The sequence below is a fragment of the Rhodovarius crocodyli genome (genome assembly GCF_004005855.1).
Taxonomy (GTDB): domain Bacteria; phylum Pseudomonadota; class Alphaproteobacteria; order Acetobacterales; family Acetobacteraceae; genus Rhodovarius; species Rhodovarius crocodyli.
The window spans coordinates 346,448-367,332 of sequence record NZ_SACL01000004.1 but is presented as its reverse complement, the minus strand read 5'-3'; the positions used below and the strand labels follow the sequence as shown (position 1 = coordinate 367,332).

Genomic DNA, 20,885 nt, shown 5'->3' with positions numbered 1-20,885 from the left:
GGTCAGCCCTCCACCTGCGCGGACGCCACTTTCTCGAGCAGCGCGCGCCCCTCGGAGGTGATGGTCAGCACCACCTGGCGGCGGTCGAAGTCGCTGCCTTTCCGATGGCAGAGCCCGAGGACGCTGAGGCGGTCGCAGGCCCGGGTGATGGCGGGCTTCGACACGCCGAGCTTCTCGGCATAGTACGCCGTGGACTTTCCGCCATCGGTCGCCAACCGGCACAGAAAGGCCATCTGCCGGCAGGTGAGCTCGACATGGACCTGGGCGGCCGAGGTGAAGGCCGCCATCAGGCGATGGGTCGGGATGCGCCCGTGATCCAAGGCGCCCATCAGTTGCGCCCCCGGGCCGCCGCGCGCCGCGCGGGCTCCATGACGTTGACGCAGCCGCCCGGCACCACGACGCGGTCCGAAGCGACAATGGAGGCGGCCATGGCCAGCGCCGAGGCGCAGTCGGTCGACTCATAGGTCCGGTGGACACAGCCCTGGAGCAGGATGCCGCCGGAGGCGGGGGCCATGCAGATCTGCACCAGCAGAATCACGGAGTTCAGCACAACGCGTCCTCCAAGGGCTCGCCGGCGCGCAGCGCCAGCAGCTCACGGTTGAGGGTGATGAGGCGGGCCTCAGCGGCGGCGTCGCCGGCTGCGAAGGCCTCGACGGCGGCTTCCAGGTCAGCGGTGAGCACTTGCTCGCTCTGCAGTCGGGTCAGCACGCCCTGGGCGATGGCGACCGCTTCGTCCGGCGCGGCATGGGCAGTCACCTCGGGGGGGATGTCCGCCCCCTGGAGCCAGCCCAGGTCGCTGGCAGGCAGCGTGCGGTCGCGGAGCAGGGCATCGCGAAGGTCGGCGCAGCGGCCGCGGGGCAGGGAGGCCATGGCCAGCTGCTCCTCGAGCTCGTCGAGGACGTCCGGGTGGTGGGCCGCCGCGTGCAGGACGATGCGGGCCAGCGCCACGCGCACCTGGTCCCCGACCTCGGTCGGCCGGGCGTATCGCATGCCCTTCGCCCCGCGGCTGGGAGCGCCCGGGCGGGCTGCGCGATAGAACTGGTCCAGCAGGGCCTTCCGGTACTCCTGCGCCAGCGCCTTGTCCTTGATCTGGCCAGCGGCCGTTTCCAGGCGATGGCGCAGCTGGGCCCGGGCTTCGGGCGTGCCGGCGGGGATGGACCGCTCGATGACCGTGTAGAGAACCTCGTGCAGCGGGCGGGCGACAGCCATGTGCTGTTGGAAGGCGGCAGCGCCGCGTTCGCGCACCAGGCTATCGGGATCCTGGCCCACCGGCAGGGTCATGATACGGATGGAGCGCCCGGGCTCGAGGAGGCCCATTGCCAGCTCCACAGCCCGCGCGGCGGCCTTCGAGCCCGCGCTATCGCCGTCGAAGCACAGGACGGGTTCGGGGTTGATGCCCCAGAGAAGCTGCAGCTGTTCCTCGGTCAGCGCGGTGCCGAGCGGGGCGACGGCGCCACGGAACCCCGCCTCGTGCAGGGCGATGACGTCCAGGTAGCCCTCGACCACCACAGGCGCGGCACCCCGGAAGATGCCCTCGCGCGCCAGATCCAGGCCGTAGAGGCTGCGGCGCTTCGAGAAAACCGGGCTTTCGCTGCCGTTGATGTACTTGGGCTTGGCGTCACCGAGCACGCGGCCGCCGAAGGCGATGACCCGGCCCCGCTCGTTCCTGATGGGGAAGGTCACCCGGTCGAAGTAGAGATCCACCAGGCGCCCATCGCGCTCCAGCAGGAGGCCGGCGGCCAGCATCTGCTCTGGAGTGATGCCCTGGGCGCGGAGATCTGCTGTCAGCGCGCCGCGGCCCGACCCGGACCAGCCGAGGCCGAAGCGCGCGATGGTCTCGTCGCTGAGGCCGCGCTTACGGAGGTAGGCCAGACCCTCAGCACCTTCGGGCAGTTTCAGGCGCCGGGTGAAGGCATCCTGGGCAGCGGCCAGGACGTCCTGCAGAGACTTGGCTTCCTCAGCGCGCTGCGCCGCCTTGGGGCTGTCCTGGGGCACGTCCATGCCCGCCTCGGCAGCCAGGCGCTCCACGGCTTCGCGGAACGGAAGGCCCTCGCCCTCGGTCAGGAAGGCGATGGCGTCGCCGTGGGCGCCGCAGCCGAAGCAGTGGTAGTGGTCCGGGTAGACATAGAAGGACGCCGACTTCTCGGAATGGAAAGGACAGCAACCCTTCCACTGGCGACCCCGCCGCTCCAGCTTCACCTTACGGCCGACGAGGGTGTGCAACGGCGTGCGGCCGCGCAGTTCGTCGAGGAAGGTGGAGGGGAGCATCGGAGGCGTTCTCTGTGGCTGTTTAGGCCTGGGAAGGCTCCCCGGCGGAACACAGAAAACACATTAGAATGTGCTCTGACAACCACGAAAACACATCGCGATGGTTAATTCGCTGTGGTCATTGTTCTTGCTGCAAAATTTTTCGGCCAGCCCCGCTTCAGCGCAGTGGTAGCCATGTGGTAGCCAAAAGGCCGAATTTCGGGATACCGAAAATAATTTGTAGTCTTTTCAGCTATTTATTTGGTGGAAACTCTGATTCGTAATCAGTAGGTCCGGGGTTCAATTCCCCGAGTCGGCACCATCACCCCCCAGACCACCACCCCATCAGCGCCTTCACCATGACGAAGGCCAGCACCGCCAGTATCGCGGCCAGGATGGGGCGGGCCATGGCCCATTCGATGCGCTCCGGGTCTTCCGGATGTTGGATGATCCTTGCCGTCGCGCCCTTGGCGGGCGGGCCGCCCCTGCCGTAATGGCGCAACGAGGCGATGACCGGCCTGCCGTCGTCCAGCAGGTAACGCACCTGCACCGCCTGGCCCGAGACCGCCCAGAGGGACGGCACGCCCAGATGCACCGCGTCGCGCCTGATCCAGCGCGACATCTGCAGCAGCCGCAGCAGGGTCAGCGCGCCGGCCACCAGGCAGCCGCCGGCGATGCCGAGGTACTCCATCCCGCTCAGCCGAAATGCTCGTCGATATCAAGCCAGCCCATGATGACCTTCCGGGGCGCCTTGTTGTCGATCGGGTTCACCAGCCGGTATTCCTTGCGGATCATGAAGTCATAGCCGCGGCCGGGGCCGCCCTGGCCGGCCTCCACCGTCTCCCACATCAGCGGGTCATCGTTGCTCCATTGGGTGATGACGCCGACATGGTGGTGCGTCCATTGGTGGGGCCGCGTCTCGGTGCCGATCTGGAACACGTCGCCCGCGCGCGGGTGCACGCTGGCGCTGCGTTCGCGGAACCAGTGCCAGCCGACGGGCGGGGTTTCCTTCTCGCGCCCCCATTTGTCGTTGCCGGACAGGCTGAAGGAGGTGGCGCCGCCCTTGCGCTTGCCCATCTTGGCCTGCTCGATCCGGGTGAAGATGGTGCCGACCAGCCCCTCGCAGGAGGTCGTGACCGCCCCGACGCCGTCGCGTGCCCATTGGCCTTTCTCGTTCTTGGCGAAGCCCTCATTCTGCCAGGCCGTCTCCAGCGATCGCTGGGTGTGGCCGGTCCATTCGGTGAACTTCGCTGCCGTCCCGTCATGAGAGGAAAGCTTGGTGACGGTATTGGGCAGGGCCTGGGCCAGTTGGCGGCAGATATACTGCCGCCGATCAGAGAGATAAGGGTTCACCCAATCATTGGCATCGTATGCCATTTCAGTTTCTTCCCTCATTACTGCCCGCACAGTAACAAGGCGGGCGGCCCGGCTTCATCACACTGATGAATGAGCCGCCCGGGCGCCGTGAGCTATCGGGTGAGGCCCATGGCGCGCAGCACCGGCGGCAGGTCCCGGTACAGGCCGGATACATAGGCCGCATAGTCCGGCCCAGCCCGCCAGGCGGGCAGCAGGCTCAGTCGCGCCAGCAGGGTGGCGTGCTCCGGTTCCATCGTGGCCTTGCGGAAGCCCTCGATCAGCGCGTCGCTGACCTCGGGCGCCATGCCCGGCGGGCCCGCGATGCCGGAGAGATAGTCGAAGGAGACATCGAAACCCTGCTCCCGGATCGAGGGCACCTGCGGGAAGCGGTCCGACCGTCCGGGCGTGGTCACGCCCAGCAGCCTTACCTCGCCGCTGTCGATCATGCCGGCCGCGCTGCCGACGCTGTCGAACATCAGGTCCACCGTCTTGCTCAGCAGCGCGTTCAGCGCCGGTGCCGGCCCTGCAACCGGCACGTAGAGGAAGCGGATGCCGGTGCGCAGCTCCAGCAGCTTCATCCCGAAGGGCGGGCTGGCGGGCGTGCCGCCGCCGGCGACCGACAGCCCCTCCGGCTGCGCCTTCGCGCGCTCCACCAGATCCGCGATGCTGCGGATCGGGCTGTCCTTCAGCACGATGAAGCCGAGCGCCATGTTGTTCAGCCCGGCCAGATGCGTGAAGTCGCGCGTGCCGTCATAATCCACGCGCTGCACCAGCGGCAGGCGCCAGCTGGCATCCGTGACACCCACCAGCGTGGAGCCGTCGGCGGGCTGGCCCTTCACATAGGCCATGCCGACCGCGCCCGCCGCACCGGGCCGGTTCTCGATCAGCACGCTGCGGCCCAGGTGTCGGCCGGCCAGCGGCGCGAAGCCGCGCAGATAGGCATCGAAGGTGCCGCCCGCCGCCCAGGGGCAGATAACCCGGATGGGCTTGTCGGGCAGGGCGGCGCGGGCCGGGGCGGCCGCCAGGGCGGCCCCGGTGGTCAGCAGGCAACGACGGGTTGTCGGCATCATCTCGTTCTCCTCATCGTGCTGGCGGCTTTCCCTGTCATGGCGCGGTTTTTCCCGCGCGTTGGGCGAAGCGCGCGATGGCCTCCGCCACCTGCCGCTCACGCAGGGACCCGGCCTCGAAGGCCCGGCGCACGCGCTCGCGGTGATCCTCGTCATACTGCTGGGAAAGACGGAGCTGGACCTCGACCGAGCTCACCTCGATCTCGATGCCCACGATCCCCTTGCTCAGCGCATCCAGATAGTCGTCCTTCAGCTCATCGACGCTGAAGCCGGTGCCGGGCGGCTCCATGGTGCGGCCCAGGCGCAGCACGGCCTGGCGGCACCAGGCGGCATCGTCGATCACGCGTGGCAGGCCGCGGATCTGCAACGCCACGTAGTTCCAGGTCGGGGCGCGGGGCGCGGCGTACCAGCTGGGTGAGACATAGGCATTGGGTCCCAGCGCGCTGACCACGACCTCCCGTGCCGGGTCCAGGGCGCGCCATTGCGGATTGGGCCGTGCCATATGGGTCACGAGCGTGCCATGCTGGCCCCGCTCGCGGTCGATCAGGAAAGGCAGTTGGCTGGTCTCCAGCCGCTCTCCGTTGCTGATCAGGGTCGCGAGGCGGATCTCCTCCAGAAGTTCCCAGGCAAGGGCGGTATCGTCGGAGCGGAAGGGCAGGGGCGTGTACAAACTCTGATGTCCTGGACGTCTTGTTGATGGCGAAGAAACGGGTGGCGGCGAGCCCGGAATTCTATGGCGGCTATGCCCCCGGCGAACGGTTCCAGGCCATTCCCCGGCCGGTTGCCGCGATTGCGCGGGATTATCCGGCGGGTTTTGCGGGGCTGCGCCACTCGCATCCGCGCGCGCAGCTGCTGCACCCCATCAGGGGCAGCATGCTGGTGCTGACCCCGGGCGGCAGCTGGGTGGTGCCGCCCAGCCAGGCGCTGTGGCTGCCCCCGGGTGTCGAGCATGAGGTGCATGGGCGCGACCCGGTTTCCCTGCGCTCCATCTACGTCCAGCCGGAGGCCTGCGCGGGCATTCGCGCGGAATGCCGGCTGATGGCCGTCACGCCGCTGCTGGGGGCGCTGCTGGAGGAAGCGGCCCGCATGCCCGCCGAATACGACCCCGAGGGCCGGGACGGCCGGGTGATGCAACTGATGCTGGATGAGGTGGCGCGGATGGAGGCGTTGCCCCTGGCCGTGCCGATGCCGCGCGGCGAGGGCATGGCCGGTGCCTGCCGGGCACTGCTGCGTGATCCCGGGCTGGGCTGGGGCCTTGATGAGGTGGCAGCGCATTCCGGCATGTCGCGCAGGGGCTTCACCCGCGCCTTCCGGCAGGAAGCCGGCATCTCCTTCGCGCAGTGGCGTGCCCAGGTACGCCTGCGTGATGCGATGGCCCGCCTGAGGGATGGGCAGCCCGTTACCCTGGTGGCCCTGGATGTCGGCTATGACAGCCCCAGCGCCTTCAGCGCGGCCTTCCGCAAGGCCTTCGGCATGCGGCCTTCCGATGCGGGCAGGGCACCCGGCGCTGGCGGTTGAAGCTGTCATCCAGGCGACAGTAACCGCCGATTTCTGCGTCTGCTGTCGATTTCGGGCCAGATTCTGGCGGGGCCGGGCGAGGGCCGCGGCCCCCGCCCGCAGCCCTCAGCTGTTCGGGCCGCGCCCCATGCCCACGGGCTGCCAGCGGCGCAGCTTCGTGTTCTGGAACACGGCGGGGTTCACGCAGCTCATCGGCCATTTGCCCTGCGCCACCAGCGCCAGCTCCGACCCCACGCGACGCTTGCGCGCCTCATCGAAGCGCGCGCTGGCCGAGGCGGTGTGGGCGGAAAGAATGACGTTATCCATCCGCAGGATCGGGTTGTTGTGGCTGGGCGGCTCGGTTTCCAGCACGTCCAGGCCGGCATAGGCGAACCAGCCCTCCTGCAGGGCCTTGATCAGCCCTTCCTCATGCACGGTGGGGCCGCGGCCGGTGTTGATGAAGATCGCGGTCTTCTTCATCAGCCGGAAGTGCTCCTCGCGCAGCATCGCGTTGCATTCCGGGCGGGCCGGCGCGTGCATCGAGACGAAATCGCTCTCGGCCATGATCTGCTCCAGGCTCGCGGGCATCACCCCGGCCTCGATCATGGTGGTCTCGTCCACGAAGGGGTCATAGGCGCTGATGATCAGGCCGAAGGGCTTGGCGCGGCGCGCCACGGCGCGGGCCACACGGCCGAAGGACACCAGGCCCAGGCGCTGTCCCATCAGGCGCGGGATCTTGAGCAGGGCAGGGCGGCCTTCCTTCCAGCGGCCCTCGCGCACCATGCGGTCCTGATCGATGCAGCGGCGGAAGGTCGCCAGCAGCAGCATCATGGCGTGGTCGGCCACTTCCTCGATGAAGGTGTCGGGCACGTTGGTCACGGGAATGCCGGCTTCGGTCGCGGCCTTCACGTCCACGCTGTCCACGCCCACGCTGCCCAGCGAGATCACCTTGCAGTTCTTCAGCTCGCGGATGATGTCGGCGCCGATGGGGATGCCCTTGGCGTAGATGGCATCGGCGTCGCGGGCGGCGGCGATGAAGCCCGCTGTGTCCGTCGGTGCCTCCACGATCTCCGCGTCCAGCCCGGCCAGCGGCTCCGATTCCAGGTCATAGCCGCCGCCGGCGGTGGTGAAGCTGGCCCCGGCCGGGGTGACGATGCGGAATTTGGCCATGTGGTTCCTCCGGTTCTTATCGTTATGGAGGAAGCCAAGCACGCACCCCGGCAGGCTACAAGGCGTCCGCGCTCAACAGCCCGTGCAGCGCAGCACGCAGCGGCGGCAGGATCTCGGCCTCGAACCAGGGGTTGCGTGCCATCCAGCCGGTGTTCCGCCAGGAAGGATGGGGCAGGGCCCAGATCGCCGGGGCCTTGGGCTGACGGCGCACGAAATCGGTCATCGCCCCGCGCCCCATGTAGCGCGCCAGGGCATAGGAGCCGATCAGCAGCGTCAGGCGGATATCGGGCATGGCCGCCAGCACGGGCGGGTGCCAGGTGGGCGCGCATTCGGGCCGGGGCGGCGCATCCCCGCCCTGGGGCAGGCGCCCCGGATAGCACATGCCCATGGGCATGATGGCGATGCGCCGTTCGTCGTAGAACACCTCGGGCTCCAGCCCCAGCCAGCCGCGCAGCCGCTGGCCGGAGGCATCGTTCCAGGGAATGCCCGTGGCATGCACGCGGGTGCTGGGCGCCTGGCTGATGATGATCATCCGCGCCGTGGGGCTCGCGCGCAGCACGGGGCGCGGGCCCAGGGGCAGGAATGCCTCGCAGATCCGGCAGGCGCGGACCTGCTCCAGCAATTCCCTCATGCGCTCGGCAGGTGGCTTTCCACGATATAGAGGGGGCGGCCCTTGGTCTCGTTGAACACCCGGCCCAGATACTCGCCGATCACGCCCAGCATCATCATCTGCACCCCGCCCAGGAACAGCACCACGGCCATCAGGCTGGGATAGCCGCTGACCGGGTTGCCGAAGAAGATGGTGCGCACAAGCAGCTGGATCAGGTAGATCGAGGCCAGGATGGCCACCAGCAGCCCCAGATAGCTCGCGATCTTGAGCGGGCCCACCGTGAAGCTCGTGATGCCTTCCAGGCTGAGGTTCCACAGCTTCCACCAGTTCCACTTGGTGGTGCCGGCGGCGCGCGGCGCGCGCTCATACGGCACGGCGATGGAGGGGAAGCCGACCCAGGCGAACAGCCCCTTCATGAAGCGGTGCTGTTCGCGCAATTGCAGCAGCGCGTTCAGCGAGCGCCGAGACATCAGCCGGAAATCGCCCGTGTCCTGCGGCAGCTTCACCTTGCCGCCCAGGCGCTGCATCACCCGGTAGAAGGCATGGGCGGTGCTGCGCTTGATGAAGCCCTCGCCATGGCGGATCGAGCGCTGGGCATAGGCCACGTCATAGCCCTGGCGCCACCCGGCGATCAGGTCCGGGATCACCTCGGGCGGGTCCTGCAGGTCAGCGTCGATCACGATCACGGCGTCGGCGCAGGCGGCGTGATCCAGCCCCGCGGTCAGCGCGATCTCCTTGCCGAAATTGCGGCTGAGATTGACGATGGCCACCCTGGGGTCGGCCGCCTGCATGGCCAGCATGATCTCCAGCGTGCGATCGCGGGAGCCATCGTTCACATAGACGATCTCAAAGGACATGCCCGTGCCGTCCATGGCGGCGATGATGCGGCGCTGAAACTCGGGCAGCACCTCCTCCTCGTTGTAGCAGGGGACGACAACTGACAGGGACGGACGGGGCATATCGCTCATGGATGCCCGTATAGCACGGGATTCATGGCGGTTCTGCGGCCTGTCCTTGTTGACCTTCGGGCGGGGCTGGGGCACGCCCGTGCCATGCTTCTCGACACATCCGCCAAGGGCACGTTCATCATCGCGCCCACGCCCTTCGAACCCAATGGCGCGCTCGACCTCGCCAGCACGGCCCGCATGACGGAGCGATACTTGGGCATGGGCGTCAGGGGGATGACGATCCTCGGCATCATGGGCGAGGCACCGAAGCTGGAGCAGGCCGAGGCGGTCGCCTTCGTGCGCCAGGTGCTGGATGTGGTGGCGGGCGCCGTGCCGGTCGTCGTCGGCGTCTCGGCGCCGGGCTTCGCCGCGATGCGCGCGCTGACGGCCGAGGTCACGGCGCTCGGCGCCGCCGGCGTCATGATCGCCCCGCCCCCCTTCCTGAAGGGTGAGGATGCGGTGGTCAGCTATTTCCAGCAGGCCTCCGAGGCGGTGTCTCCCGCCCCTTGGGTGCTGCAGGACTTCCCGCAGGCCAATGGCGTCTACATGGGCACCGGCACGATCACCCGCGTGCTGGCCGATGAGCGCTGCGTGATGGTCAAAGCCGAGGACTGGCCGGGCCTGGACAAGATCTCGACCCTCAAGGCCGGCATGAAGTCCGGCACCACCCGCGCCGTGCCGATCCTGGGCGGCAATTCCGGCCTGTTCCTGCCGGAGGAGCTGAACCGCGGCGCCGACGGTGTCATGACCGGCTATGCCTTCCCCGAACTGCTGGTGGACCTGACCGACAATGGCCCGACCGAGGCGGCCTGGGACCGGTTCGAGGCGCATCTGCCGCTGATCCGTACCGACAACCAGCAGGGCCTGGGCCTTGCGGTGCGCAAGCATGTGCTGGCGCGGCGCGGCATCATCGCCCACCCCACCGCCCGTGCGCCCGCACCCAAGCTGTCGGACGCCGCCCGGGCGGAAGTTGATTACCTGTTGAGCCGCATTGCGCGGCGTGACCCCATCGCGGCGGACCTCGCATGAGCGACTTTATCCAGATTGCGCGTGAGCGCGGCTTCATCCACCAGATCACCGACGAGGAGGCGCTGAAGAAGCGCCTCTCCGAAGGGCCGCTCTCGGCCTATGTCGGCTTCGACTGCACGGCGGACAGCCTGCATGTGGGCCATCTGCTGACCATCATGCTGCTGCGCTGGTTCCAGAAATGCGGCCACCGCCCGGTGGCCCTGATGGGCGGCGGCACGACCAAGATCGGCGACCCCTCCGGCCGCGACGAAACCCGCCAGCTGCTGACCGACGAGAAGATCGAGGAAAACAAGGCCGGCATCCGCAAGACCTTCGCGCCCTTCCTGCATTTCGGCGAGGGCGCCTCCGACGCCATCATGCTGGACAATGCCGAGTGGCTGGACCAGCTGCGCTACATCCCCTTCCTGCGCGAGGTGGGCCGGCATTTCAGCGTGAACCGCATGCTGACCATGGACAGCGTGAAGCTGCGGCTGGATCGCGACCAGCCGCTTTCCTTCATCGAATTCAACTACATGCTGCTGCAGAGCTACGACTTCATGGAGCTGAACAAGCGCCATGGCGTGGGCATGCAGATGGGCGGCTCCGACCAGTGGGGCAACATCGTCATGGGCGTGGACCTGGTGCGCCGCATGAACAGCAAGGAAGTGTTCGGCCTGACCGTGCCGCTGCTGACCACGGCATCGGGCACCAAGATGGGCAAGACCGCGGGCGGCGCCGTGTGGCTGTCCGCGCACCGGCTGCCGGTGTTCGACTACTGGCAGTTCTGGCGCAATGCCGAGGATGCCGATGTGGGCCGCTTCCTCAAGCTGTTCACCGAGCTGGACCTGGCCGAGATCGATCGCCTGGCCTCCCTGCAGGGTGCTGAGATCAACGAGGCCAAGAAGGTGCTGGCCACCGAGGCCACCGCGCTGCTGCATGGCCGCGAGGCCGCCGAGGCTGCCGCTGAGACCGCGCGCCGCACCTTCGAGGAAGGCCAGGCGGGCGGTGACCTGCCCAAGGTGCCGCTGTCCGGTGAGGCGAGCGTGACGGCGCTGCTGGTGCAGGCGGGCTTTGCGGCCTCCAACGCCGAGGCGCGGCGGCATGTCGCCGGCGGCGGCGTGCGGGTGGACGATGCGGTGGTGACCGACGCCAACCAGATGGTGAAGGCGCCGGCCAAGCTCAGCTTCGGGCGCAAGAAGCACGCGCTGATCGTGGCGGGGTGACTACTCCGGAACGATGCCGGCTGGGGTGGCTTCACCCCAGGTCATCACGGCGCCGACCCAGCCCTGGTAGAAATCGGTGCCCGGCGATTGGGCCGGCACCTTGCCATGGACGAAGTCATTCTCGAACCAGGTGCGGATGGTCGCTTCCTTCGAGGTTTCCCAATAGGGATCGATGAAGCGGATTTCCTTGCGGCTGGCACCGATCACCACGACGTTGTGGGAGTTGTCGTACCATTTGCCGGCCACCCAGCAGGGGCTGACCGCGCAGAAGGAGGCGAAGTTCGTCGCACTCCAGGATGAGCTGGTGCCCCAGGGCGTGAGGCCCAGCGCCTTGGCGGCGCGAAAGTAATCCTTGGTCTTCAGCCCGGTCTTGGTGGCGTCGTCCCAAAGAATGCCCGCCTTGACCAGGGCGGGCTTGATCTCATCGGGGTCGCGCCCCTTCCACAGGAACATCATGGTCAGGCAGGTGTACCAGCAGGTCGTTTCCGAATCCTGCGGCAGCACCGGCATGTTCTTCATGGGGACTTGTACCAAGGCCATCTGAACGCTCTCCCGGATTTATGGGAGAAGAATAGCCGTCGGCAGCCAGATGTATTCCAGCGTGCAATTAAACATTGCTGGAATTACATGTTCCGGGACGTGTAAAGATGGGCCGGACAGGCCGGCCCACCCCGAAATTAAGCCATATTGACCATGATCGTCTTCTTGTGGGTGAAGTGCTCGAGCATGGATTCCAGCGATGCTTCCTTGCCCAGGCCCGAGTTCTTCACGCCGCCATAGGAAAGGTTCGGCTGCACAACGAGGTTCTGGTTCACCTGCACCAGCCCTGCTTCCAGCTGATGCGCGAAGCGCAGCGCGATCTTCAGGTCATTGGTCCACACCGTCGCGGCCAGGCCGAACTCGGTGTCGTTCGCCTCGGCCAGCACGCTGTCGGCGTCGTCGAAGGGGAACACGACGGTGACGGGGCCGAAGATCTCCTCGCGCACCAGGCGGCTGTCCTTGGACAGGCCCGTGAAGATGTAGGGCTGAATGAACAGGCCCTTCTTCAGCGCGCTGTCGGACGGCATGGCGGAGCACGCGCGGCCCGTGGCGCCGGCGGTGGCCGCACCCTCGGCGATGAAGGCCTTCACCTTCTCGTACTGGCCCGGGGAGATGATGGTGCCGATGTCGGTCTTCTCGTCCAGCGGGTCGCCCATCACCATGGCGTCCACGCGGGTCGCCATCTCGGCCACGAACTTATCGAAGATCGGGCGCTGCACGAAGATGCGGCTGGCCGCCGTGCAGGACTGGCCCTGGCGGGTGAAGCGCATGGAGGTCAGCGCGCCGGCCACGGTCTTTTCGAAGTCGCAATCCGCGAAGACGATCATGGGCGACTTGCCGCCCAGCTCCAGCGTGGCCGGGATCAGCTTGTCGGCCGCGGTGCGGGCGATGATCTTGCCGGTCTCGACCGAGCCCGTGAAGGTCACCTTGCGGACCAGCTTGTGCTCGACCAGCGGCGCGCCGCATTCGGCGCCCTGGCCGGACAGGATGTTGAACACGCCGGGCGGCAGCACGCGGTTCATCAGCTCTACGATGCGCAGTACCGCGAGAGGGGCTTCCTCGGCCGACTTCACCACGATGGAATTGCCCGCCACCAGCGCCGGCGCCGCCTTCAGCGCCATCAGCATCATCGGGATGTTCCAGGGGATGATGGCGCCCACCACGCCCAGCGGCTCACGCACCGTGATGTTCAGCACATCGGGGCCGAAGGGCACGGTCTCGCCCTTGATCTCACCGCCGAGGCCGCCGAAGAACTCGAAGATGTCGGCGACGTTGTTCGCCTCGACGCGGCTTTCGGTGCGCAGCGCCTTGCCGGTCTCGAGCGCGACCAGGCGCGACAGCTCCTCGACATGCTCGCGGATCAGGGCGGCCGCCTGATAGACCAGCGCGCCGCGCTTGCGGGCGGGCAGCTTGGCCCAGGCCTTCTGGGCCTCGGCGGCGTTCTTCACGGCGGCATCGACGTCGGCGGCGTCGCCTTCGGCAGCCGCGGCCACCTGCTCACCGGTCGCGGGGTTCACGACGGGGAAGGTCTTGCCGGAGAGGGCGGGCACATAGCGCCCGCCGATGAAATGCTTGCCCGACAGAGCCTTGGCCAAGGCGAAGGGATCGGTGCTCGGGGCAAGCGGGGTCGGGTGCGGGGTGTCCAGCATGGCGGTTCCTCCGGAATCAGGGGCCGGAGGATGCGCCGCCAGGCGCCAGGCTTCAACCCTGCCTAGCCCGGTTGGCTGGCGAGGGCCTGTGCCGCGAAGGCGTTCAGCTGCGCCAGCGTCGCGTCGAAGCGGCCCTCGGCCTCCGCATCGCGCAGGAAGCGCACGCGCTGCACAAGTATCTCGGGCGGGGTGGGGTTCTGGCCCAGCAGGGACAGCACCTCGTCGATGAACTCGGCCAGCGGCATGTAGCCGGGGCGGTTCTCCTGGCCCGGCGTCAGGCCGGTCTGCACGGCGGGCGGCGCCAGCTCGATCACCTCGACGCGGCCCTTCAGCTCCTCCCGCAGGGCCACGGTATAGGAGTGCATGGCGGCCTTGGTGGCGTTGTAGGTCGGCGTGCTGAGCAGCGGCACGAAGGCCAGGCCCGACGTCACGTTGATCAGCGCGGCATCGGGGCGCGCCGCCAGATGCTCCACCAGCGCATTGGTCAGGCGGATGGGGCCCAGCAGGTTGGTGGTGATGGTGGCCTCGGCATCGGCCAGGTCGCGGCGGGTGTCCAGCGCCTCGAAACGCATGATGCCGGCATTGTTCAGCACGACGTTCAGGGCAGGGTGGGCCGCGATCAGCGCCGCCGCGAAGGCGTCGATGGCGGCGGCGCTGTCGATGTCCAGCGCCATGGCGTGCATGTTGGCACGGCCCGCGCAGGCCTCGCGCAGGGCTTCAAGCCGGCGGCCGGCGACGATGACGGTGTTGCCCGCATCATGCAGGCGCTGCGCCAGCGCCGCGCCGATGCCCGAGCCGCCGCCGGTGACGAGAATGGTGTTGCCCGTGGGTTTCATGGGGGTGCTCCTGTCTGCTGGCCCTCATATCCGCCTCACGCTCTCCACTTGAAAGAAGGCACCTGAAATATCCATACTTACCTGATGGAGAGTGTCAAAACGCGCCAGCCGCCCCCGCCCGACCAGATCGACCCGAAGGTCGAGGCATTGGTGAACGAACTGATCGGCCGTGTGGCCGACAAATGGACCATGCTGGTGCTGGAGGAGCTGGAGCAGCGCGGCACCATGCGCTTCACCGAGCTGTCACGGGCGCTGGCGGGCATCAGCCAGAAGATGCTGACCCAGACGCTGCGGCAGATGGAGCGCGACGGCATGGTGACGCGCACGGTCCACCCCGTGGTGCCGCCCCACGTGGATTATGCGCTGACCGAGCTGGGGCGCAGCCTGGGGGCGGCCTTCTGCGGGGTATGGATCTGGGCCGAGGAAAACCTGCGTCGGGTCGAACAGGCCCGGCGCGATTTCGACGACGCCCGCGCTGCTCAGAGGTAGCGCGCGGGGTCCAGCGTGTTCTCGCGGCCGATCTTCTCGCCGGACTGCATCAGGAAGTTGTCCGCCGCCTGATAGCCATAGTCGCGCAGCGTGGTCAGGAAGGACCAGTCGCCGTTGAACTTGGTGCTGAGCTTGAAGGCGCGCATGCGCTCCTCATCCTCGATGCTGTGCAGGAAGATGCGGCGATAGCGCGGCTGCTCCAGCCGCCCCGATTCCAGCAGCCGCTGCACGAAATCGATGGCGCGGATCTCGCTCATCAGGCTGGCGTTGAAGCTGATCTCGTTCAGCCGGTTCATGATGTCGCTGACGCTGGTGGGCAGCTCCGGCCGATAAAGCGGGTTCAGCTGCACCAGGATGATGTCGGCGGCCGATCGCTCGTGATAGAGCGGCCACAGGGCCGGGTTGCCCAGGTATCCGCCATCCCAATAGGCCTCGCCGTCGATCTCGACCGCGCGGAAGATGTTGGGCAGGCAGGCGCTGGCCAGCAACGCATCCACCGTCAGTTCCTCGCGCCGGAACACCTTGGGCTTGCCGGTGCGCACGTTGGTCGCGCTGATGAACAGGCGCATGGCGCTGCTGTCGTTGCGCAGACGCTCCAGGTCCAGCGTCGATTCCAGCGCGCGGCGCAGCGGGTTGAACTCGATCGGGAAGGGATTGAACTGATAGGGCGACGCCACGCGCGTCAGCGTGTCGAAGGCGTTCCACGCGAAGCTGTAGGTCATGTCCCAACCCCAGATCGCGCGCTCCACCGGGCTGGTCTGCAGGGGAGAGATCGCGAAGCGGGAACCCAGGTCGCGCCAGAACCGGTCCATCAGGCGGCGCGCACCCGCGCGCCCGCCCTCGCACATGCCCTGCGCGAACAGGGCCGCGTTGATGGCGCCGGCCGAGGTGCCGGACATGCCATCGAACTCAAGCCATTCTTCCTCCAGCAGCCGGTCCAGCACGCCCCAGGTGAAGGCACCATGGGTGCCCCCGCCCTGCAGCGCCAGGTTGATGCGCCGTGTATCGCGGGAGACCGCGACGGGCGCCGGCTGCTGGTTCGGAAGGGAATCCATCAGTTGGCGACCCAGCCGCCGTCGATGGAGAGTGCAGAGCCGTTCACGCTGCCGGCCTGCGGGCGGCACAGGTACAGCGCCATCTCGGCCACGTCCTCGACCTCGACCCAGCGCTTGTTGGGCTGATGGACCAGCAGCTTCTCCTTCAGCGCCTCCTCCTCGCTGATGCCGAACTTCTCGGCCAGCGGCTTCACCTGGGCCTCGGCCAGCGGCGTGCGGACGAAGCCCGGGCAGATGGCGTTGCAGGTGACGGGGCTTTCCGCGATCTCGATCGCGACCGTCTTGGTCAGGCCCACCACGCCGTGCTTGGCGGCGACATAGGCGGACTTGAAGGGGCTGGCGACCAGGCCGTGGGCCGAGGCCACATTGATGATGCGGCCGCGCTTGCGCGCCAGCATGGCCGGCAGCGCCGCCTTGATGGCATGGAAGTTGGACGACATGTTGATCGCGATGATTGCGTCCCACTTCTCGTCCGGGAAATCCTGCACGGGCGAGACGAACTGGATGCCCGCGTTGTTCACCAGGATGTCCAGGCTGCCCAGCGTCTTCTCGGCATCGGCGATCATGTCGCGGATGGAGGCGGGCTTGGACATGTCGGCGGCGGAGTAGGGGGCGTCACCGCCGCCCATGATGGCGCCGATCTCGGCGCGGGCGGCAGCGATCTCCTCGGGCTTGCCGAAACCGTTCAGCATCACCTTGGCGCCGGCCAGCGCGAAGGCCTTGGCGATACCGAGCCCGATTCCCGAGGTGGAACCGGTGACGAGGGCACCCTGGCCCTCAAGGAAGCGATCAGACATAACTGCGTACAGCTCCCGTTAAACGTGTGATTTAGGCGTTTGGCATACGCTCAACGCTGCAGCGCGGCAACAGGATGGCATCGCGAGTGCGGGTTCCGGCCATTCACCCGGTTGACGCGCACCCCCCGCCCTTCCTATACGCCCCCATCCCCCGGAGCGCGCCCGCGTGCATCCGGCGATATTCTTTGTTTCGCCGTTCAGGAGTTTCCGCTGTGAAGCGCACCTATCAGCCGTCCAAGATCGTCCGCAAGCGCCGCCATGGCTTCCGCGCCCGCATGGCAACCGTGGGTGGCCGCAATGTGCTGGCCGCCCGCCGTTCCAAGGGCCGCTCCAAGCTCTCCGCCTGAAGCCGATGGCCGGCGCCGCCCGGCTGACGCGCCTGAAGCGGCGGGCCCAGTTCCTGCAGGTGGCCGGAAAGGGCCGCAAGCTGGGGCGCGGCACGTTGCTGGTGCAGGTGCTGGAAGGCGGCGGGGATGACGCGACGGGCAATGCCCGTCTCGGCTTCACCGCCACCAAGAAGCTGGGCAATGCCGTCACGCGCAACCGCGCGAAACGCCGGATGCGAGAGGCAGCTCGCCTTGAGCTCGGCGCCGCCCCCGCCCCTGGCCACGATATCGTGCTGGTGGCGCGGGAAGCGATCCGCGAGGCTGCCTTCGGCGATATCCGCGCCGACCTGGTGCGCGCGCTGGACAAGCTGGGCGTGAAGCGGGAAGGGCCATGAGCTTCGCCCGCCTCAACCCCCGCGCCAACCCTGGCGTGATGGCGCTGAAAGGTGCTGTCCGCACCTATCAGTACACGCTGCGGCCGTTCATCGGTGCCCATTGCCGGCACTGGCCCAGCTGCTCCGAATACGCGCTGGAGGCGTTGGACACGCACGGCGCCATCAAGGGCACAGCCCTGACCGCCTGGCGCATCCTGCGCTGCAACCCCTGGAATCGCGGCGGCTACGACCCCGTACCGCCAGCCCGGACCTGAACGCCCCCATGGATCAGAAGCGCCTGTTGGCGGCCATCGCCATCTCTGTCGGCATCATGCTGGTCTTCGACGTGTGGAACCGTACCCACGCGCCGACGCCCGCGCCGCAGACGACGGCCAGCGCCCCCGCGACCCCCTCGGCACCGCCCGCGCCCACGACGGCCGCGACCCCGGGCGATACGGTGGCCAGCACCGCGACGCCACGGGCCGAGGCCCAGCGGGTGCAGATCGAGAATCCGCGCGTGTCGGGCAGCGTCTCGGCCCGCGGCCTGATGCTCGATACGCTGATCCTGACCACCTATCGCGAGACGGTGCAGCCCGGCTCCCTGCCGGTGCAGCTGCTGGCGCCGCGTGGCCGCCCCGAGGGCTATTTCGCCCAGTGGGGCTGGACCGCCGCCGACGGCCGCACCCGCGTGCCCGACAGCGACACGGACTTCACCGTGACCGGCGGGCCGCTGGCCCCGGGCCGCGACGTGACCTTCACCTGGGAGAACGGCCAGGGCCTGACCTTCCGCGCCGTGATGTCGCTGGACGAGAACTACATGGTGACCGTCCGCCAGTCGGTGCAGAACGCGGGCACCGAGCAGGTCTCGGTGCTGCCCTGGGCGCGTATCCGCCGCGAGCGCACGCCGCATGTGGCCGGCTACTATGTGCTGCATGAGGGCTATGTCGGCGTGCTGAACGGCCGCCTGACCGAAATCACCTATGCCAACGGCAAGAAGGAAGGCGAGGGCCGTGCGGGCCTGGCGAGCCAGGTCGAGAGCCCCGACGGCTGGGCCGGTTTCACCGACAAGTACTGGCTGACCGCGCTGATGCCGGCCGACAACGGCACCCGCCTGACCCATGCGCTGCGCCATGTCACGGATTCGGGCACGGATCGCTGGCAGGCCGACATGGCGCCGCCCGCCGCCCAGCAGATCGCCCCCGGCGCGACCGGCGAACTGGCCACCCGCCTGTTCGCGGGCGCCAAGGAAGTGGCGCTGCTGGACAGCTATCAGTCGCGCCTGAACATCCGCGATTTCGACAAGGCGGTGGATTTCGGCTGGTTCTACTTCATCACCAAGCCCTTCTTCTACGCGATCGACTGGCTGTTCCATGCCACCGGCAATTTCGGCATCTCGATCCTGGTCTTCACCTTCGCGCTGAAGCTCGCCTTCTTCCCGCTCGCCAACCGCGCCTATCACTCGATGGCGAAGATGAAGGCGCTCGGGCCCAAGATGCAGGAGCTGAAGGAGCGCTATAAGGACGACCCCACCAACCTCCAGAAGGAGATGATGGGGCTGTACAAGGCCGAGAAGGTGAACCCGGCCTCGGGCTGCCTGCCGATCCTGCTGCAGATCCCGGTGTTCTTCTCGCTGTACAAGGTGCTGTTCGTGACCATCGAGATGCGGCACGCGCCCTTCTTCGGCTGGATCCGCGACCTGTCCGCGCCCGATCCCACGAACCTGTTCACGGCCTTCGGCCTGATCCCCTGGGATGCGCCCGCCTTCCTGCACATGCCGGCCTGGGCGCTGATCATGGGTGTGACCATGTTCATCCAGCAGAAGCTGAACCCGCAGCCGCCGGACCCGATCCAGGCCAAGATCTTCGCCTGGATGCCCGTGATCTTCACCTTCATGCTGGCAAGCTTCCCGGCCGGCCTGATCATCTACTGGGCCTGGAACAACCTGCTCTCGGTCGCCCAGCAGTGGTGGATCATGCGCGGTGACCGGGCGAAGAAGTCGGCGGCGGCGTGAGCGGGGCGGGCCCCACCACACGCCTGCCGCACGGCCTGCTGGACGCGCGCGACGATGCGGAGCGCGCGGCCCTGGTCGAGGCCGGCCGCGTGCTGTTCGCCCAGCGCTGCGAGTTCTTCTATGCCTCGCAGAGCATCGGCCAGCTGCCGCCCGTGACCAGGCCGGAAGTGGCCATGTGCGGCCGCTCCAATGTCGGCAAGTCGTCGCTGATGAACGCGCTGACCGGGCAGAACGCCCTGGCGCGCGTCTCCCACACGCCGGGCCGCACGCGGCAGCTGAACTTCTTCAACCTGGGCGACACGCTGAACCTGGTGGACATGCCGGGCTATGGTTACGCCCAGGCGCCGAAGTCGGTGAAGCAGGACTGGCAGGGGCTGATGTTCGACTTCCTGCGCGGGCGGCCGACCCTGCGCCGGGTGTTGCTGCTGCTGGACGCCCGCATCGAGACCAAGGCCAGCGACCACATGGCCATGAAGCTGCTGAACGATGCCGCCGTTTCCTTCCAGATCGTGCTGACCAAGGCGGATGACGCCAAGGTGTTCTGGCTGAAGCAGCGCCAGGAGGAAGCGGCCAAGCTGGTGAGCAAGTACACCGCCGCCCACCCGCTGGTGATCACCACCAGCAGCGAGAAGGGCACGGGCATCGAGGATCTCCGCGCGGAGCTGTTTTCCCTCACGCTCGGCTGAATTGCCGCGGCACCCTTTTGTAGCGGTACCGCGCCTTGACCCCCGCGCCGCTGGCGGTCAAACCCGTGACCGACTGACGACACGCAACCGGAAACAGCCATGACCGAGCCTACCCCCGATCAGATGGAAATCATTTCGGGAGCCCTGCCGTACCTGAAGCGATATGACGACCAGATCGTCGTGGTGAAGTACGGCGGCCACGCGATGGGTGAGGAAGCGACCGCGCTGTCCTTCGGGCGCGACATCGCGCTGCTGGAGCAGGTGGGCATCAACCCCGTGGTGGTGCATGGCGGCGGCCCGCAGATCAACTCGATGCTGAAGCGGCTGAACGTGCAGTCCACCTTCGTGCAGGGCCTGCGCGTGACGGACGAGGCGATGGTCGAGGTCGTCGAGATGGTTCTCGCCGGCACGGTCAACAAGCAGGTGTCCAACGCCATCACCCGTGCGGGTGCCATGGCCGTCGGAATCAGCGGCAAGGACGGCAACCTGATCCGCGCCCGCCGCGTGACCCGCACCGTCAAGGACCCCGACAGCAACATCGAGCGCGTGCTGGACCTGGGCCTGGTGGGTGAGCCGGAGCAGGTGGACACCAAGGTGCTGCGCCTGCTGATCGACGCGGACATCGTGCCCGTGGTGGCGCCTGTGGGCGCCGGCCCCGACGGCCAGACCTACAATATCAATGCCGACACCGTGGCCGGTGCCGTCGCCGGCGCCCTGAACGCGGAGCGCATGCTGCTGCTGACGGACGTGGCGGGCGTGCTGGACGAGAACAAGAAGCTGATCCCGGAAATGACGGTGGCCGAAGTGCGCGCCGGCATCGAGAGCGGCATGATCTCGGGCGGCATGATCCCCAAGGTCGAAACCTGCATCTACGCGATCGAGCGTGGGGTGAAGGGCGCCGTGATCCTGGATGGGCGCGTGCAGCATGCCGTGCTGCGTGAGCTGTTCACGGATGGTGGCGCGGGGACGCTGATCCGGGGCTGATTGCCCCGGCCCG

At 67.8% G+C, this 20,885-nt stretch carries 25 protein-coding genes; 10 read left to right on the top strand and 15 right to left on the bottom strand.

Annotated features, from left to right (window positions below; translation table 11 throughout):
- Nucleotides 1-2 precede the first annotated feature (2 nt).
- From EOD42_RS13840 to EOD42_RS13805, 7 genes are all read right to left on the bottom strand, one after another.
- Nucleotides 3-329, bottom strand: a complete 327-nt coding sequence (locus EOD42_RS13840) for a MarR family transcriptional regulator (RefSeq protein ID WP_127788127.1) — start codon at nucleotides 327-329, stop codon at nucleotides 3-5.
- Nucleotides 329-550 (bottom strand): hypothetical protein, encoded by a 222-nt coding sequence (locus EOD42_RS13835; protein ID WP_127788126.1) that lies wholly within the window; start codon nucleotides 548-550, stop codon nucleotides 329-331. The genes EOD42_RS13840 and EOD42_RS13835 overlap by 1 nt, the downstream gene beginning before the upstream one ends.
- On the bottom strand, nucleotides 544-2,268 hold the full coding sequence (gene dnaG / locus EOD42_RS13830; RefSeq protein ID WP_127788125.1) for a DNA primase: 1,725 nt from the start codon (nucleotides 2,266-2,268) through the stop codon (nucleotides 544-546). The genes EOD42_RS13835 and dnaG overlap by 7 nt, the downstream gene beginning before the upstream one ends.
- A gap of 301 nt (nucleotides 2,269-2,569) precedes the next feature.
- Nucleotides 2,570-2,938: a hypothetical protein gene (locus tag EOD42_RS13820; RefSeq protein ID WP_127788124.1), complete on the bottom strand. Its 369-nt coding sequence runs from the start codon at nucleotides 2,936-2,938 to the stop codon at nucleotides 2,570-2,572.
- A 5-nt stretch (nucleotides 2,939-2,943) separates the two neighbouring features.
- Nucleotides 2,944-3,624: a hypothetical protein gene (locus EOD42_RS13815; protein WP_127788123.1), complete on the bottom strand. Its 681-nt coding sequence runs from the start codon at nucleotides 3,622-3,624 to the stop codon at nucleotides 2,944-2,946.
- Nucleotides 3,625-3,716: 92 nt separating this feature from the next.
- The gene (locus EOD42_RS13810; RefSeq protein WP_164867934.1) at nucleotides 3,717-4,673 is read right to left on the bottom strand and encodes a tripartite tricarboxylate transporter substrate binding protein; all 957 of its coding nucleotides are present in this window, start codon (nucleotides 4,671-4,673) and stop codon (nucleotides 3,717-3,719) included.
- A gap of 34 nt (nucleotides 4,674-4,707) precedes the next feature.
- A complete protein-coding gene (locus tag EOD42_RS13805; protein WP_164867933.1) occupies nucleotides 4,708-5,340 on the bottom strand; it encodes an FMN-binding negative transcriptional regulator in 633 nt (210 codons plus the stop codon).
- Between the two features lie 26 nt (nucleotides 5,341-5,366).
- Here EOD42_RS13805 and EOD42_RS13800 point away from each other — a divergent pair, with 26 nt between their 5' ends.
- Nucleotides 5,367-6,188: an AraC family transcriptional regulator gene (locus EOD42_RS13800; protein WP_127788120.1), complete on the top strand. Its 822-nt coding sequence runs from the start codon at nucleotides 5,367-5,369 to the stop codon at nucleotides 6,186-6,188.
- Between the two features lie 105 nt (nucleotides 6,189-6,293).
- Here EOD42_RS13800 and EOD42_RS13795 read toward each other — a convergent pair whose 3' ends face one another.
- The 3 genes from EOD42_RS13795 to EOD42_RS13785 are packed head-to-tail and all read right to left on the bottom strand — an operon-like array spanning nucleotide 6,294 to nucleotide 8,915.
- Nucleotides 6,294-7,337, bottom strand: a complete 1,044-nt coding sequence (locus EOD42_RS13795; protein ID WP_127788119.1) for a C-terminal binding protein — start codon at nucleotides 7,335-7,337, stop codon at nucleotides 6,294-6,296.
- A 55-nt stretch (nucleotides 7,338-7,392) separates the two neighbouring features.
- Nucleotides 7,393-7,968: a uracil-DNA glycosylase family protein gene (locus tag EOD42_RS13790; protein ID WP_127788118.1), complete on the bottom strand. Its 576-nt coding sequence runs from the start codon at nucleotides 7,966-7,968 to the stop codon at nucleotides 7,393-7,395.
- Nucleotides 7,965-8,915: a glycosyltransferase family 2 protein gene (locus EOD42_RS13785; protein WP_408902159.1), complete on the bottom strand. Its 951-nt coding sequence runs from the start codon at nucleotides 8,913-8,915 to the stop codon at nucleotides 7,965-7,967. Before EOD42_RS13785 ends, EOD42_RS13790 begins: the two co-directional genes overlap by 4 nt.
- Nucleotides 8,916-8,999: 84 nt before the next feature.
- Between EOD42_RS13785 and EOD42_RS13780 the strand changes: the two genes are divergently transcribed.
- Nucleotides 9,000-9,923: a dihydrodipicolinate synthase family protein gene (locus EOD42_RS13780; RefSeq protein ID WP_127788117.1), complete on the top strand. Its 924-nt coding sequence runs from the start codon at nucleotides 9,000-9,002 to the stop codon at nucleotides 9,921-9,923.
- Nucleotides 9,920-11,125 (top strand): tyrosine--tRNA ligase, encoded by a 1,206-nt coding sequence (gene tyrS, locus EOD42_RS13775; protein ID WP_127788116.1) that lies wholly within the window; start codon nucleotides 9,920-9,922, stop codon nucleotides 11,123-11,125. The genes EOD42_RS13780 and tyrS overlap by 4 nt, the downstream gene beginning before the upstream one ends.
- Here tyrS and EOD42_RS13770 read toward each other — a convergent pair whose 3' ends face one another.
- From EOD42_RS13770 to EOD42_RS13760, 3 genes are all read right to left on the bottom strand, one after another.
- Entirely contained in the window at nucleotides 11,126-11,644 is a 519-nt protein-coding gene (locus tag EOD42_RS13770; protein WP_164867932.1) for a papain-like cysteine protease family protein, read from the bottom strand.
- A 158-nt stretch (nucleotides 11,645-11,802) separates the two neighbouring features.
- Nucleotides 11,803-13,314, bottom strand: a complete 1,512-nt coding sequence (locus EOD42_RS13765; RefSeq protein WP_127788114.1) for an aldehyde dehydrogenase family protein — start codon at nucleotides 13,312-13,314, stop codon at nucleotides 11,803-11,805.
- Between the two features lie 62 nt (nucleotides 13,315-13,376).
- Complete coding sequence (locus EOD42_RS13760; RefSeq protein ID WP_127788113.1) at nucleotides 13,377-14,150, bottom strand: SDR family oxidoreductase; 774 nt, start codon at nucleotides 14,148-14,150, stop codon at nucleotides 13,377-13,379.
- Between the two features lie 84 nt (nucleotides 14,151-14,234).
- Here EOD42_RS13760 and EOD42_RS13755 point away from each other — a divergent pair, with 84 nt between their 5' ends.
- On the top strand, nucleotides 14,235-14,639 hold the full coding sequence (locus EOD42_RS13755; protein WP_127788112.1) for a winged helix-turn-helix transcriptional regulator: 405 nt from the start codon (nucleotides 14,235-14,237) through the stop codon (nucleotides 14,637-14,639).
- Here EOD42_RS13755 and EOD42_RS13750 read toward each other — a convergent pair.
- The gene (locus EOD42_RS13750) at nucleotides 14,630-15,694 is read right to left on the bottom strand and encodes a patatin-like phospholipase family protein (protein WP_127788111.1); all 1,065 of its coding nucleotides are present in this window, start codon (nucleotides 15,692-15,694) and stop codon (nucleotides 14,630-14,632) included. The two genes, EOD42_RS13755 and EOD42_RS13750, sit on opposite strands and share 10 nt — an antisense overlap.
- Nucleotides 15,694-16,491 carry a 3-hydroxybutyrate dehydrogenase gene (locus EOD42_RS13745; protein ID WP_127788110.1) on the bottom strand — a complete coding sequence of 266 codons (798 nt, stop codon included), beginning with the start codon at nucleotides 16,489-16,491 and terminating at the stop codon, nucleotides 15,694-15,696. The genes EOD42_RS13750 and EOD42_RS13745 overlap by 1 nt, the downstream gene beginning before the upstream one ends.
- 212 nt (nucleotides 16,492-16,703) lie before the next feature.
- On the opposite strand from EOD42_RS13745, the gene rpmH reads away from it, so the two are divergent.
- The 6 genes from rpmH (at nucleotide 16,704) to argB (ending at nucleotide 20,872) form a co-directional block, all read left to right on the top strand.
- A complete protein-coding gene (rpmH, locus tag EOD42_RS13740) occupies nucleotides 16,704-16,838 on the top strand; it encodes a 50S ribosomal protein L34 (protein ID WP_127788109.1) in 135 nt (44 codons plus the stop codon).
- A 5-nt stretch (nucleotides 16,839-16,843) separates the two neighbouring features.
- On the top strand, nucleotides 16,844-17,212 hold the full coding sequence (rnpA, locus tag EOD42_RS13735; RefSeq protein WP_127788108.1) for a ribonuclease P protein component: 369 nt from the start codon (nucleotides 16,844-16,846) through the stop codon (nucleotides 17,210-17,212).
- 38 nt (nucleotides 17,213-17,250) lie between these two features.
- Nucleotides 17,251-17,466 (top strand): membrane protein insertion efficiency factor YidD, encoded by a 216-nt coding sequence (gene yidD / locus EOD42_RS13730; protein WP_206020361.1) that lies wholly within the window; start codon nucleotides 17,251-17,253, stop codon nucleotides 17,464-17,466.
- 8 nt (nucleotides 17,467-17,474) lie between these two features.
- Nucleotides 17,475-19,202, top strand: coding sequence for a membrane protein insertase YidC (gene yidC / locus EOD42_RS13725; RefSeq protein WP_127788106.1), 1,728 nt, complete (start codon nucleotides 17,475-17,477; stop codon nucleotides 19,200-19,202).
- Between the two features lie 23 nt (nucleotides 19,203-19,225).
- Complete coding sequence (yihA, locus tag EOD42_RS13720) at nucleotides 19,226-19,888, top strand: ribosome biogenesis GTP-binding protein YihA/YsxC (RefSeq protein WP_127788349.1); 663 nt, start codon at nucleotides 19,226-19,228, stop codon at nucleotides 19,886-19,888.
- A 99-nt stretch (nucleotides 19,889-19,987) separates the two neighbouring features.
- Nucleotides 19,988-20,872, top strand: coding sequence for an acetylglutamate kinase (argB, locus tag EOD42_RS13715; protein WP_127788105.1), 885 nt, complete (start codon nucleotides 19,988-19,990; stop codon nucleotides 20,870-20,872).
- The last annotated feature ends 13 nt before the right edge of the window (nucleotides 20,873-20,885 follow it).